The sequence below is a fragment of the Chelativorans petroleitrophicus genome, assembly GCF_025398195.1.
GTDB classification, from domain to species: domain Bacteria; phylum Pseudomonadota; class Alphaproteobacteria; order Rhizobiales; family Rhizobiaceae; genus Chelativorans; species Chelativorans petroleitrophicus.
This window is the reverse complement of the sequence record NZ_JAODNV010000005.1, coordinates 165,324-179,415: the sequence shown is the minus strand read 5'-3', so window position 1 is coordinate 179,415 and position 14,092 is coordinate 165,324. Positions and strand designations below refer to the sequence as shown.

At 63.3% G+C, this 14,092-nt stretch carries 10 protein-coding genes and 1 tRNA gene; 4 read left to right on the top strand and 7 right to left on the bottom strand.

Annotated elements, in window-relative coordinates; genetic code table 11:
* Window positions 1-291 precede the first annotated feature (291 nt).
* A complete protein-coding gene (locus tag NYR54_RS04305) occupies window positions 292-2,886 on the top strand; it encodes an Rne/Rng family ribonuclease (protein WP_261514312.1) in 2,595 nt (864 codons plus the stop codon).
* Between the two features lie 257 nt (window positions 2,887-3,143).
* Here NYR54_RS04305 and tig read toward each other — a convergent pair whose 3' ends face one another.
* Window positions 3,144-4,565, bottom strand: a complete 1,422-nt coding sequence (gene tig / locus NYR54_RS04300) for a trigger factor (protein WP_261514310.1) — start codon at window positions 4,563-4,565, stop codon at window positions 3,144-3,146.
* A 136-nt stretch (window positions 4,566-4,701) separates the two neighbouring features.
* Window positions 4,702-4,786 (bottom strand) — tRNA-Leu (locus NYR54_RS04295).
* 319 nt (window positions 4,787-5,105) lie between these two features.
* On the opposite strand from NYR54_RS04295, the gene NYR54_RS04290 reads away from it, so the two are divergent.
* Both NYR54_RS04290 and trmFO read left to right on the top strand, forming a co-directional pair.
* The gene (locus tag NYR54_RS04290) at window positions 5,106-5,246 is read left to right on the top strand and encodes a DUF1127 domain-containing protein (protein WP_261514465.1); all 141 of its coding nucleotides are present in this window, start codon (window positions 5,106-5,108) and stop codon (window positions 5,244-5,246) included.
* Window positions 5,247-5,423: 177 nt separating this feature from the next.
* Entirely contained in the window at window positions 5,424-6,830 is a 1,407-nt protein-coding gene (gene trmFO / locus NYR54_RS04285) for a methylenetetrahydrofolate--tRNA-(uracil(54)-C(5))-methyltransferase (FADH(2)-oxidizing) TrmFO (RefSeq protein WP_261514309.1), read from the top strand.
* Between the two features lie 9 nt (window positions 6,831-6,839).
* Here the strand turns inward: trmFO and NYR54_RS04280 are convergent, their stop codons facing one another.
* The 5 genes from NYR54_RS04280 to yajC all read right to left on the bottom strand — a co-directional run bounded on the left by NYR54_RS04280 (window position 6,840) and on the right by yajC (window position 12,932).
* Window positions 6,840-8,612 (bottom strand): DUF4153 domain-containing protein, encoded by a 1,773-nt coding sequence (locus tag NYR54_RS04280; RefSeq protein ID WP_261514307.1) that lies wholly within the window; start codon window positions 8,610-8,612, stop codon window positions 6,840-6,842.
* A 112-nt stretch (window positions 8,613-8,724) separates the two neighbouring features.
* Window positions 8,725-9,570 (bottom strand): phytoene/squalene synthase family protein, encoded by an 846-nt coding sequence (locus NYR54_RS04275; RefSeq protein ID WP_261514305.1) that lies wholly within the window; start codon window positions 9,568-9,570, stop codon window positions 8,725-8,727.
* A 9-nt stretch (window positions 9,571-9,579) separates the two neighbouring features.
* Window positions 9,580-9,969, bottom strand: coding sequence for an Mth938-like domain-containing protein (locus tag NYR54_RS04270; RefSeq protein ID WP_261514304.1), 390 nt, complete (start codon window positions 9,967-9,969; stop codon window positions 9,580-9,582).
* Window positions 9,969-12,548: a protein translocase subunit SecDF gene (gene secDF, locus NYR54_RS04265; RefSeq protein ID WP_261514303.1), complete on the bottom strand. Its 2,580-nt coding sequence runs from the start codon at window positions 12,546-12,548 to the stop codon at window positions 9,969-9,971. The genes NYR54_RS04270 and secDF overlap by 1 nt, the downstream gene beginning before the upstream one ends.
* A gap of 48 nt (window positions 12,549-12,596) precedes the next feature.
* Complete coding sequence (gene yajC, locus NYR54_RS04260) at window positions 12,597-12,932, bottom strand: preprotein translocase subunit YajC (RefSeq protein WP_261514302.1); 336 nt, start codon at window positions 12,930-12,932, stop codon at window positions 12,597-12,599.
* A gap of 206 nt (window positions 12,933-13,138) precedes the next feature.
* Between yajC and NYR54_RS04255 the strand changes: the two genes are divergently transcribed.
* Window positions 13,139-14,014: an ATP-binding protein gene (locus tag NYR54_RS04255; protein WP_261514299.1), complete on the top strand. Its 876-nt coding sequence runs from the start codon at window positions 13,139-13,141 to the stop codon at window positions 14,012-14,014.
* Window positions 14,015-14,092 lie beyond the last annotated feature (78 nt).

Sequence of the window (14,092 nt, the reverse complement as noted above, 5' to 3'; positions counted from 1 at the left end):
AACCCTGAACTTGAGGAAAGCGGCCGGGAACTCCGTGCCGGCTCTAGTAGAGCGAAGTAGCGGGTCCGATCCATTGGACCTTGGTTGAAACAGTACGGTCGGGCGGTGCGATGGCTGTGAGCGCACTCAGGACGTTACATCGAAACCCCCGCGATCCATTCGCGGCGGTGCGTTCTGCGGATTTGGCCTCGTCGCCGGCAGACCCCAGATTGTCCGGCACCACAAGTCACGCGACGGGAAGGCGCACAACCTTCACCGCCCGTGCGATGCGTGCCGGGGAGACACGACTTTATGCCCAACAAGATGCTGATAGACGCCTCCCACCCGGAGGAGACACGCGTAGTCGTTCTACGCGGTAACCGTGTCGAAGAGTTCGATTTTGAATCCCAGGACAAGAAGCAACTCCGCGGAAACATATACCTAGCCCGGGTCACGCGCGTTGAACCTTCACTGCAGGCGGCTTTTGTCGAATATGGCGGCAACCGTCATGGTTTTCTCGCCTTCAGCGAAATCCATCCTGACTATTACCAAATCCCAGTAGCCGACCGGCAGGCGCTCCTTCGGGCGGAGGCCGAGGAGGCGAAAGCCGCGGACGAGGACGCCGAAGAGCAGGACGCCCATGCGGGCAACGGCAAGAAGCGGCGGCGTTCCCGTTCCCGCCGAGGCTCGGGGGCGGAGGAAAACACGCCCGCCCAGGCCGAACAGGCCCACGGGGACGTGATCGCGGAGGGCGTTTCGGACACCGAAGCCGAGAACGGCAACGGAGCCGAGGAAGAAGGCGAGGTTGACACTGTCGGCGCTGAAGATGCGCTCGATGAGGCGCAGAACCGCCGCCGGCCGATACGCCGCAACTACAAAATCCAGGAGGTGATCAAGCGGCGGCAGATCCTGCTCGTACAGGTGGTGAAAGAGGAACGTGGCAACAAGGGCGCGGCGTTGACCACCTATCTGTCGCTCGCCGGCCGCTATTCCGTGCTGATGCCGAACACGGCGCGCGGCGGCGGCATCTCGCGCAAAATCACCAACCCGCAGGACCGCAAGCGGCTCAAGGAGATCGTCAAGAGCCTGGACGTGCCGGAGGGAATGGGCGTCATTCTGCGCACCGCCGGCGCCAACCGGACAAAAGCGGAGATCAAGCGCGACTACGAGTACCTGCTTCGGCTTTGGGAGCGCGTGCGCAACCTCACGCTTCAATCCATCGCTCCCGCCCTCGTCTACGAGGAAGGCAGCCTGATCAAACGGGCCGTGCGCGACCTCTACAATAAGGACATCGACCAGATCCTAGTGGCCGGCGAGGAAGGGTATCGCGAGGCCAAGGATTTCATGCGCATGCTGATGCCGAGCCATGCGAAGGTGGTGCAACCCTATCGGGACTCCGTCCCCATCTTCGCCCGCAATGGCATCGAGGCGCAGCTCGACAAGATGCTGCAGCCGCAGGTGACGCTGAAATCGGGCGGATACATCATCATCAACCAGACCGAGGCGCTGGTTGCCATCGACGTCAACTCGGGCCGCTCCACAAAGGAGCACTCCATCGAGGATACGGCGCTCCAGACCAATCTGGAAGCGGCGGAGGAGATCGCCCGCCAGCTGCGCCTGCGCGACCTTGCGGGCCTGATCGTCATCGACTTCATCGACATGGAGGAGAGCCGCAACAACCGTGCGGTGGAAAAGCGCCTCAAGGAATGCCTGAAGAACGACCGCGCGCGCATCCAGGTTGGCCGGATCTCCCATTTCGGCCTGCTGGAAATGTCGCGTCAGCGCATCCGCACGAGCGTGCTGGAAAGCACCATGAAGCCCTGCCCCCATTGCGGCGGCACGGGATATGTGCGCTCCGACTCCTCGCTGGCGCTGCTCGTGGTCCGCGCGATCGAGGAGTATCTTCTCAAGGACCCGCGCAACGACATCGTCGTGCGCACGCCCTCCTCTACCGCGCTCTATCTGCTCAACCAAAAGCGCTCGAACCTGATGGAGCTCGAGTCGCGCTTTGGCGTCTCGATCACGATCGAAGTCGACGACGAGCTGGGCGGCCAGCATTACGCGATCGTGAAGGGCCAGCCTTCCACGAAACTGCCCGCCGCGCCTCAGGCGGCGCCGGTGATCTCCGCGGAGGCGGATGAGGGCGAGACCGCCGCTTCCGAAGAGGAAACACACCAGGCCGCACCCTCCGCCGAAGAGGAGGATGGCAGCCATGGCCGCAAGCGCCGCCGCAAGCGCCGCCGGCGGGGCGGCCGTGACCGGGGCGGCGAGCAGGCCGCCGGAGCTGCCGTACAGGAGCAGGTGAGCGAAGATACAGTCGCCAGCCCCGCTGAACCCAGCGAGGAAGAGAGCGCTGTCGCCGCAAGCGATGCGGACGAAGAAAGCGTGGAGGCGGCCGAGGCTGGCGAAGGCGAGAAGAAGAAGCGGCACCGGGGCAAGCGCGGTGGCCGCCGCAACCGCTTAAAGCGGGACGAACAGGAAACCGCTTCAGGCGGAGAAGTTCCGGTTGGCGCACCTGCTGAGGAGGAAACAGCGGAGCCCTCACCTGAAGAGGCCGAATCTGCGGCGGTGGTTGAAGTTGAGGTCGAGGTGGCCTCCCCCGAGCCGGAGCCTGAGCCGGCAATCCAGGAGAAGCCGGCGAGGAAGCCACGCCGGCGCACCAAGAGCGCCCAAGCGCAGGAAGCGGCCGAAGCCGATACGGCGACAGCGGCACCTGAGCCTTCTCCGGACGTTGCCGAGACGGCAGTAGCAGAGGAAGCCGAGCAAGCGAAAAAGAAGCCGCGCAGCCGGCGCAAACCTTCAGAGGAGCAGGCGCCCCTTTCTCCGGAGCCTGTAGTCACCTCGCCCGAAGGCGAGGAGGCGCCCCCGCGAAAGACCGGCTGGTGGCAGCGCCGGAGCTTTTTCTGAGGGCCAACCCTATAAGCGATAGCTGAGCCGCCGCAGGTAAATCACCGCGGCGGCTTCGTTTTTTAGGCGATGGACACATGCGGCGCCTCTGCAAGCAATACCCGCGGCGGTTACTGATCCCGCGTGAAAACCGACTCGCTTAAAACGCGGCTCCCCAATCAACAAAAACCTCGGCCAATTTGTGATCTGACTCCCGAAGGCTGCGTCCGGGATCAGTTCATTTGACCGAGGGTTTCTTATTCGATCTATGGATCAGCCTACTCGGCTTCGACCTTCTTGGCGGCCCTCTTCCTGGGCGCGGCCTTCTTTTTCTCGGCCGGCTTGGACTTCTCCGCCTCGTCTTCGTCGTCAGCCAGGAGCTCTTCGCGGCTGACCTTCTTGTCCGTCACATCGACCTGGGCGAGCAGATGGTCCACCACCTTCTCCTCGAACAGCGGCGCGCGGATGGTGGCCAGCGCCTGCGGGTTCTGGCGGTAGAACTCGTAGATTTCCCGCTGCTGGTGCGGCGGATAGCGGCGCACCGTGTCGATCAGGGCGCGCTGCATTTCATCGTCGGAAACCTGGATGCCGGCCTGCTCGCCAATCTGGGCCAGGACGAGGCCAAGGCGCACCCGGCGCTCGGCCAGCCGCTTGTATTCCTCGCGCGCCTCCTCCTCGGTCGTGTCCTCATCCTCGAAGGTGCGGCCCGCACTCTGCAGATCCCGCACGACCTGCGACCAGATGTTGTTAAATTCGGCTTCGACGAGCTTGGACGGAGCCTCAAACTTGTAGTCTTCGTCCAGCGCGTCGAGAAGCTGGCGCTTAGCCTTCTGACGCGTCATCTGGCCGAACTGGCTCTCGATCTGGCTGCGCACGATCTCGCGCAGCTTTTCCGCCGATTCGAGCCCCAGCTTCTGCGCCAGCTCGTCGTCGATCGTCAGTTCCTCGGCCGCGGCCACCTGCTTCACGGTGACGTCGAATTCGGCTTCCTTGCCGGCCAGATGCTGCGCCGGGTACTCCTCAGGGAATGTGATCTTGAAGGTCTTAGTGTCCCCAGCCTTGAGGCCCCTCAGCTGTTCCTCGAACCCGGGGATGAACTGACCGTGGCCGATCACCACTTCCGAATCCTGGGCGGAGCCGCCATCAAACGGTTCACCATCGATCTTGCCGACATAGTCGATGGTGACCTTGTCGCCCTCTTCGGCCTTGCCGTCCTTCGGCTCATAGGTGCGGGCGGAGTCGGCCACACGCTTGACCTGCTCCTCCACCTCCTCCTCCGGCACGTCATAGACGGGCCGAGTGATCTTGATGCCGGAGAAATCCTTGATCTCGATCGTCGGGATGACTTCGTAGGACAGCGAGAACTCGAAATCGGCCCCGCCCTGAAGGACCTTCTCGGCCTCCTGCTCGTCCTCAGTCATCGTGATCTCGGGCTGCATGGCGGGCTTTTCGCCGCGCTCTTCGAGGATGGTCCTCGAGGAATCGGTGAGGATTTCGTTCACCACCTCGGCCATGAAGGACTTGCCGTAAATACGCCGCAGGTGCTGCACGGGTACCTTGCCCGGCCGGAAGCCTTTCAGCCGCACCTTCTTGCTGGCATCCTGAAGCCGCTCCATCAGGCGGGCTTCCATGTCCTTGGCCGGAACAATGACCTTGATCTCGCGCTTCAGACCGGAATTGAGAGTCTCGCTAACCTGCATTCATCAAACCTTTGTGTTCACTCGCGCCGCGCATCGCAGCCATCATTCGGCCCTGCGGAGGTTCCTGCCGGTGTGCGGCCCGGGTTACAGGTCAATACCTCGACCGCACGACCTGCCACCCTTCCCGTGAAGCGGGTGGTGCGGGTGGAGGGACTTGAACCCCCACGGCTTGCGCCACAGGAACCTAAATCCTGCGTGTCTACCAGTTCCACCACACCCGCTCGAAGGACGCCGCCTCCGAAAGCGCGGGTTCTATATCACCTGCCCCTTGTCTATCAAAGGAAAATTGGCACGAGGAGCCGTTTTCGGCCCGCATACTGGTTCTTTGCCGTGCTGCACTTGCGAAGGAACCCGATTCGGCAGGTTCCTACACGCAAATTTGGCCATCCGATGAAGCCACTCGTTCACTCTTGCGGCAAGATCATGGTGCATTGCACAATATGCAATGCTGCCATGCAACATTGGCACTTCCGCTCGCACCGGCCCGGGATTATCTAACGGGCACAAGATCAAACGAACCAGCCGACAGTGAGTACGACGATGAACCTGATCCGCAATTACCGCAACTGGCGCCGCTACCGGCAGACGGTTAACGAGCTGAGCCGCCTCACCAACCGCGAGCTCAACGACCTCGGGATTTCCCGCAGCGACATTCCGTACGTCGCCCGTAAGGCGATCTAACAAAACGACAGGATTTCGCCAAGGTCTCCTCCTCCCACCTTGGTGAATGCGACCGGCTTTCTCCTCCTCCTCCCGATCGCCGGTCGACCAAAACGACACCCGCCGGTCCTCCTCCCCCGGCGGGTGTTGTTTTTTTTTTGCTTTGCATCCTTGCCCCGTTCACCCTATGTCCGGCACATGACGAAGACACCCATCCACGTGATAGGCGGAGGATTGGCGGGCTCGGAGGCGGCCTGGGCGGCAGCCGAGGCCGGTGTGCCCGTAATCCTGCATGAGATGCGCCCCTTGCGCGGCACTGACGCGCACAAAACCGACAGCCTTGCCGAGCTTGTCTGCTCGAACTCCTTCCGCTCCGACGATGCGGAGACCAATGCGGTGGGCCTGCTTCACGCCGAGATGCGACTGGCAGGCTCGCTTGTCATGCGTGCCGGCGATGCCCATCAGGTACCTGCGGGCGGCGCGCTGGCTGTGGATCGTGAGGGCTTTTCCCGCGCCGTGACGCAAGCCATCGAATCGCACCCGCTGATTACGGTCGTTCGCGAAGAAATCACCGGGCTGCCGCCGGCGGAGTGGGATCAGGTGATCATCGCCACGGGACCGCTCACCTCGCCTGCTCTTGCGGAGGCCATCCGCGCGGAGACCGGGTCTGAAGCGCTTGCCTTCTTCGATGCGATAGCGCCGATCGTGCATTTCGATACGATCAATATGGATGTGGCCTGGTTCCAGTCCCGCTACGACAAGACGGGTCCGGGCGGGACGGGCAAGGACTACATCAACTGCCCCATGAACAAGGAGCAGTACGAGAGCTTTGTGCAGGCGCTGCTTGAGGGCGAAAAGACTGCCTTCAAGGAATGGGAGGGCACACCCTATTTCGATGGCTGCCTGCCGATCGAGGTGATGGCCGAACGCGGACCGGAGACGCTGCGGCACGGGCCGATGAAGCCGATGGGGCTCACCAACGCCCACAAGCCCGATGAGAAGCCCTACGCCGTCGTGCAGTTGCGCCAGGATAATGCACTGGGCACGCTCTACAACATGGTGGGCTTCCAGACGAAGCTGAAATATGGCGAGCAGGTGCGCATCTTCCGGATGATCCCCGGGCTTGAAAATGCGGAATTTGCCCGTCTCGGCGGCCTGCACCGCAACACCTACATCAACTCGCCGGCGCTGCTTGACGGAACGCTGCAGCTGAAATCCCGCCCGGGCCTGCGCTTTGCAGGCCAGATCACCGGCTGCGAGGGCTATGTGGAGAGTGCGGCCATGGGGCTGATCGCCGGGCGGTTCGCCGCTGCCGAGCGCCTGGGCCGCCCCGTTTCGCCGCCGCCGCCGACCACCGCCTTCGGCGCCCTGCTCAATCACATCACCGGCGGGCACATCCTTGCCGACGACGAGCCCGGCAAGCGCTCCTTCCAGCCGATGAACATCAATTTCGGCCTCTTCCCGCCTGTCGAGACGCCGAAGGCGGAGGGCAAGCGCCTGCGCGGCAAGGAGAAATCGCTTGCCAAGAAGCGCGCGATCACGGCTCGCGCGCTGGCCGATTGCCGGCGCTGGCTGGGACTGGAGACGCGGGCCGCCGCCGAGTAGGCACAGCGGCTATCGCCAATCCTCAGTCCTGAGCAGAACGGTGGCCTCAAGATTTTCGAGCCGCAAGGGCGGGCCGGGATCGATGTAGAGGTAGGTCGGGATCAGTTGCAGCGCACGCCCGTCTGCCTCCAGGCGCAACTGTGCCGGCGCATCGACGTCGAGTTGCGCAAGTGCCTCGATCCGGCTGGCAGCGACCGGAAAAAGAGTGCTCTGCCCATCCGCGATTACGACCAGCGCATCCGCTTCGAGCGCGAAGACGATCTCCTTTCCTTCCGGCAAACGGACAGTGACAGGCTCCTTCATGTCGACCGCAAGACGGACAGGCTGAATGACGGTATCGAAGCCTGCCGCGGTAAAGGCCGTTGGCCGGCTGCGATCGTTGAGCGGCAAGGCGCGTCGGTTCGGCCCCAGCCGATCGGGGTCGAGCCCCCATGCTTTGGCAACGGTGCGATACGGATGGCTGTCGCTCTCCAACGCCGATGCCGGAAGTCCTTCGGGCAGAACGCGAGCAAGCGCATCCCGTGCGGCAAGAAAGCTCAGTGCGCCGAGCGCCTCCTTATGGCGCTCCCCTTCCACCGGCGAATTGTTCACGATCTCCAGGAACCGGGAAGCCTGACTCGCGATCGAGACGCCGAGCGCACCCTGCGGACCGAAGCCGCCCAAAATGAGTGCTGCGGCCGGAAGCGCGGCTATCGCCCGAATATCGCCGCGCACACGCGCGAGGAGTTGCAGTGCCAGCAAAAGCGCCGTCACCAGGCCGAAGAGGCCGAGCAGGTAGCGCTCGGGCGTGATACCGAATTCGCCCACGCGCAGCATGAGCGCGTAGGCCAGGAGAACCAAGGGAATCGGCAGAAAGAAAGGCCAGAGCCGGAGGAAGGCGCGCGTGGGCGCCCGCGCCCGGTCGAAGAACGGATTGATGATGATGAGCGCCGCGAAGATGCAGAAGCCGTAAGTGAGCACCAGCCAGCCGATCTGGCCTTGCGGCACCTCGCCGGTCACCGCGATCTTCATGGCATAAAGATGCAGGATGATCGCATAGAGGATCAGGAGCGGCGCCGCCACGAAGTCTCCGAGCGCGCGCATGCCGCGATCCATGAAGCCCTGCAGCGCCTCGCCCGGCGTCTCGTCGAAGCGGTCCGGCAACTGTCCCAGCCCGAACAGCGGCGCGGCGAAGAGACCGGTGGAAAGCCAGACATGGCCGTAGAGATCGTCGGGCACGGGAATGCCGAACAGATAGGTCAGACTCGCTAGGATCGCCGAGATGCCTCCGGCAAACAGAAGCAGCGCAAGGACGCCGAGCAGCACCGCAAAGGCCGAGCGCGCCGCGAATATCCAGAAGGCGGAGCTGTCGCCGCGCCCGATGAACGGGGCAATGGGCACCAGCGCAACGAGGCCAAGCATCACGGCCCATTCAAGCGTGAGAAAATGGTCAGGCAGCGCCAGAACGAGGCAGGCCACGATACCGGCCAGAAGCGCTAGCGGCAGTGTTTTCGCAGACGACACCTTGCGCGCTTCTCCCCTCAGCGTCACGGCCAGACTTGCCGTGGCTCCCGCGACGAGACCAAGCCCCACGTCGAAATTCGTGTCGGAGGGCAGGCCTTGCGAATCCTCGCCGAAAAGGTGGATGTCCGCGGCGACGAGGTTCGCCTGCAGAGCGGCGGCAAGCAGGAAGAGCGTCGTCACCGGAAGGCGCTGGGCAGCTTCGCGCGCACCTGTCAGCATTTCCATGAACACGGTCCGCCAACCCGTATCGGGCCGCCTGCCCTCGGCCGAAGCCGTCATTTGAAACTCCCTCCTACAATGCTCTAATAAAATGGGGGCTGTTGAGCAAAAAAGCAGGGCCGAATTTGGGCTTCCGTAACGACGGGAACAGATCGGCCCAACTGCTACTGGCTCACCAGCCCGAAAGCGCGCGGCGCAGCACCGCCCAGTGGCGGCGCAGCGGGGAAATGGCAGCGCTTTCCTCCATCGGGTCGAAGGCACCGGACTCGATCCGCCTAAGATAGGCTTCCGACAATGCAACGGGCAGATAGGCCGGGCGCAGGCTGGCAGGAAGCGCCCCTGCTCCCTGCCGGAAGGCGGCCAGATGCTCGCGCGCAAGCGCGGCCATGGCCGCAATGGCCCGCTCCGCGCCCTGGCGGTCGTTCCCCGAAACAAGATCGTCGCGTGTGGTGCCTGCGGCTGCAAGAACGTCGCGCGGGATGTAGCATTGCCCGCGCCGGCGGTGGATAGACAGCAGGAGCAGAAGCCCCGTCATGGCCTGCGCGCAGCCGGCGTGGCCGGCAAGGCCTGCGGTGCGCCCAGCCGCGTCGGCGTCGAGCACCAGGGCCGAAAGCTGGATGAGGGCTGAGGCCGTCTCGCCGCAATAGCCTTCGAGATCGGTGCGCGTCGGCATCGGATCGTCGTAGAGATCGAAGAGGCGCGCCTCGATCATGTTGCGAAACGTCTCGATGGGCAGGCGGTGCTGCCGGACCGCCTCAAGAAGCGCGACGGCTACGGGATAGCCGCCCGCGGGCGCCGGATCGTCGGGATCGGCAAGCACGTCGCGCCACCACTGCAGGCGAATCTCGCCCGACATCGGCTCCCGGATACGGTCGCGCACAGCCGCAAGCTCGGCATTGAAGGCATAGAGCGCGAAGAGCGCGCCGCGCTTTTCGGCAGGCGCATAGAGGGCCGAGATGAAGCGGTCGGGATCCGCCCGCCGAACCACCGCCAGAGCTTCGCTTTCGGCGGGGGTCACGCCGGCGCCTCAGTCGACCGCGATTAGCGCCGCAGCGACCGCCCGCTCTTCCGCCAGAAGCACGTTGAATGTGCGCACCGCCGCGCCCGTAGACATGATCTCCACCGCCATTCCGGCAGCCTTTAGGACCTGGCGCAGGTCCGGTGCAAGCGGCTCGAGCCGTTCGCCTGTCCCTACAAGCAGGATCTCTATCTTTTCGGACTCCGCAACTACGGGGGCGAAATCGGCCTCGGTCAGCGTTGGAGGACTCTGCGGCTGCCATCCATGGATTCCGGATGGCAGGAAGAGAAGCGAGCCGCGATGCGACATGTCGGCGAAGCGGAAACCGCCATTGCCATAGGCGTCGATCGGCGCGCGGCTGGGAAAATGCGCCCTGCGTATCTGCATGCCTTCTGCCATCAGGTTGCCGAAACCTGCTTGCCCTCAGCCTTTAGATCTCTAGCTTCGCCAGCCCGAATCTCCTCTTCGGAAATGAGCGGCCCTTTGGCCGGCCGCAGGTTGAAGAAGATGAGCGCCGGGGCAGAGATGAAGATCGACGACAGGGTGCCGATTACCACGCCGAAGATCATCGACGCCACGAACGAGCGGATCACCTCGCCGCCGAAGAAGTACAGCGCAACGAGGGCCAGCAACGTCGTGACCGACGTCATCACCGTACGGGCGAGCATCTCGTTGTCCGAGAGGTCGAGCAGCTGGCCGAGAGGCATCTTCTTGAAGCGGCGCAGGTTCTCGCGGATGCGGTCGTAGATCACCACTGTGTCGTTGAGCGAGTAGCCCACGATCGTCAGCATCGCAGCCACGGTCGTGAGGTCCACCTGGATCTGCGTCACCACGAGGAAGCCGAGAGTAAGGCAGATATCGTTGATGGTGGACATGATCGCGCCGATGGCGAACTGCCATTCAAACCGCACCCACACGTAGATCATGATGCCCGCCATGGCGACGAGGATGCCGACAATGGCCGACCACATGAGTTCATTGGACACCGTCGGCCCCACGACCTCCGTGCGGCGGATGTCGTAGTCAGCCGACAGGATCTGCTGCGCCTTCTGCACGGTTGCATTGCCAGTGGCCTCATCCTCGGCGGCGCCGAGGCGGATCAGGGCGTCAGACGCTTCGCCGAAGCCCTGAACCTGCACCTCGTGGATGCCAGCCTCGGAGAGCTTCTGGCGGATCTCGCCGATGTCGGTCTGGCCGTTCTTCGCCCGCACCTCGATCAGCGTGCCGCCGGTGAAGTCAATGCCGAAGTTCGGCTTGACCGTGAACACCAGCACAATGGAGGCGATGCTGAGCAGGATCGACAGGGCAAAGACCTGCAGGCGCATCTTCATGAACGGAATGCGCGTCACCTCAGGCACGAGGTGGATGTAGCCCTTCGGAACCTCGGTCGGCCTGCTGCGGCGCAGCCAGAATGCCACCACCCAGCGTGTGAAGGTGAAGGCGGTGAACAGCGTCGTGCAGATACCGATGGCGAGCGTTACGGCGAAGCCCTTCACCGGGCCGGTGCCGACCACGAACAGCACGAGCGCCGCGATGAGGGTCGTCAGGTTGGAGTCGACGATCGTCGCCAGCGCGCGCTCAAAGCCAGCGTCGAACGACTTGAGCACCGACCGTCCGAGCCGCCGCTCCTCGCGGATGCGTTCGTAGATCAGCACGTTCGAGTCCACGGCCATGCCAATGGTAAGCACGATGCCCGCGATGCCGGGCAGTGTCAGCGTAGCCCCTAGCACCGACAGGATGGCGATGATCATCACCACGTTCAGAACCAGCGCCAGGTCGGCGATGATGCCCAGGAAGCCGTAGGCCATGATCATGAAGATGATCACGAGCACCGAACCGATAATGGAGGCTGCAATACCCGCGTCGATCGAGTCCTGGCCGAGGCCGGGGCCCACGGTGCGCTCTTCCACCACCGTCAGTGTGGCCGGCAGAGCGCCCGCCCGTAGCAGCACCGCCAGATCATTGGCGCTCTGAACGGTGAAATTGCCGGAGATCTGTCCCGTGCCGCCTAGGATTGGCTCGCGGATCTGCGGAGCGGAGATAACCTTGCCGTCAAGTACGATGGCGAAAAGTCGGCCGACATTCTGCTGGGTCGCCTGTCCGAAACGAGTGGCTCCCCTTGTGTCGAACCGGAAGGTGACGATCGGCTGATTGGTCAGCTGATCGAAGCCGGCCTGAGCATCGACGAGGTTCTCGCCGGAGACGATCACCCGATCCTCGATAATATAGGGTATGGGCGGATTGTCGGTCGAATACATGACCGAGGTGCCAACAGGCGGCCGGCCCTGGATCGCCTCCTCCACCGGCATGGACTGGTCCACCATCTGGAAGGTAAGCCGCGCGGTCTGGCCGAGGATGTCCTTCAGGCGGTCGGGGTCCTGAAGGCCTGGCACCTGGACGAGAATGCGATCGTTGCCCTGCCGCTGAATGACCGGCTCAGTCGTGCCGAGCTCGTTAACGCGGCGGCTTACAACCTCGATGGATTGCTCCACGGCCGAGGAGATGCGGTAATTCATCCCCTCATCCGTGAGAGTGAGACGGAAGAGGCCTGGCTCGGGCTCGCTGAGCTCAAGCTCCCTTATCACGCCGCCGCCGAAAAGGCTGGAGGTGATGGGTTGCGTCAGCTCCTCGAGCGCCTTGCGGGCAGCCTCCACCTCTCCGGTACCCCGGATGCGCACCTGAACCGATTGGCCGGCGGTGGAAAGCCCGGTGTAGCCGATGCGCTTCTCGCGCAGCACACTGCGCACATCGTCTCTCACGCTTGCCAGACGTTCCGAAACCAGCGAATTGCGCTCGACCTGCAGCAGGATATGCGAACCGCCCTGCAGATCGAGGCCCAGCGTCATCGGCCGCGACGGCGCCCAGCTCGGCAGCGAGGCCAGATAGGATTGCGGGATAACATTGGGCGCGGCGTACAGGATGCCCAATATGACAACGAGCCAGATGGAGAACGTCTGCCAGCGCGAGAAATAGAGCATGTTGCCTCGTGTTTTTCGGCCGTTTCCGGCGCTATGTCCCGGTGCCGCCTACTTGCCGTTCTTGTCCGAGACCGGCTCCCCCTTGGTCCGGACTTCGGCGAGCATCGCGCGCAGGGCCGTGACCTTCATGCCGCCGCCGAGATCCACCTCCAACTCAGCATCGTTGATAACCTTGGTCACCTTGCCGACCAGCCCGCCGCCCGTCACGACCGTATCGCCCCGGCGGACGGCCGCGAGCATCTCTTGCCGCTTCTTCATCTGTTGGCGCTGCGGCCTGATGATAAGGAAATACATAATGACGAAAATAAGCACGAAAGGCAGGATGCTGACGAAAACATCCGGTGCTCCCGCACCCGCCTGGGCATATGCCGGTGTCACAAACATGAAGAACTCCCCAAATGCGGAAAGGACTGGAGCGCCGCCAGCCCGCCAAAGTCGGGCGGAATATAGAGGTTCAGCCCCTCTTTGCAACAGTTTGGCGTGTTGTGAGAGCCATCTGCGCAACGAAAATTGAACCGCTTGAAAATCACCTGTCGGTGTGACAGAACCGTACCGTACGGTACTGTTTTTTGCGGAAATGGAACGACGCAATGGCGGAAAAAGCCCTCCAGGCGCTGACCGAAAAGCTCGATCGTTTGATCGAAGTGGTCTCCCGCATGGCTCCTGCGCCCGTGCTGCCGCCCGATTTCGAGAGTGCCGACTGCTTTGTCTGGCAGGCTGAAGACGGCGTGCTTGTGCCCGTTCCCCGCGTCAACCGCGTTGAGCTTGAGCTCATCAAGGGCGTCGACCGGGTGCGCGACATACTTCTCGACAACACCCGCCGCTTCGCTCTGGGGCTGCCGGCAAACAATGCGCTTCTGTGGGGCGCGCGCGGCATGGGCAAGTCCTCACTGGTGAAGGCTGTGCATGCGCATATCAACCGCAACAAGGAAGCCTCGGGCCCGCTGAAGCTTGTCGAAATCCACCGCGAGGACATCGAGAGCCTGCCCCGGCTGATGACGCTTCTCAAGCAGTCAGTGCACCGCTTCATCCTATTCTGCGACGATCTTTCCTTCGACCAGGAGGACACCTCCTACAAGTCTCTGAAGGCGGCGCTGGAAGGCGGCGTAGAGGGCCGGCCGGAAAACGTGATCTTCTACGCCACGTCGAATCGCCGCCATCTCCTGCCGCGCGACATGATCGAGAACGAGCGCTCGACGGCCATTAATCCGTCGGAAGCGGTGGAGGAGAAGGTGTCGCTGTCGGACCGCTTCGGCCTCTGGCTCGGCTTCCACAAGTGCTCGCAGGACGAGTATCTGGCCATGGTCGAGGGCTATGTCACCTATCACGACCTGCCCGTGGACCCGCAGGTGCTGCGCGCCGAGGCCCTGGAGTGGGCGACCACCCGCGGCAGCCGTTCCGGCCGCGTGGCATGGCAGTTCATCCAGGATCTGGCCGGACGCCTAGGCCGACAATTGAAAGATTGAAGAGCGAGCCCCGCCCGCACTTTGCGAGCGGGAGTTCTTGCCAGCGGGAACCGCTTTGGGAGCTGCCGATCCATCAAC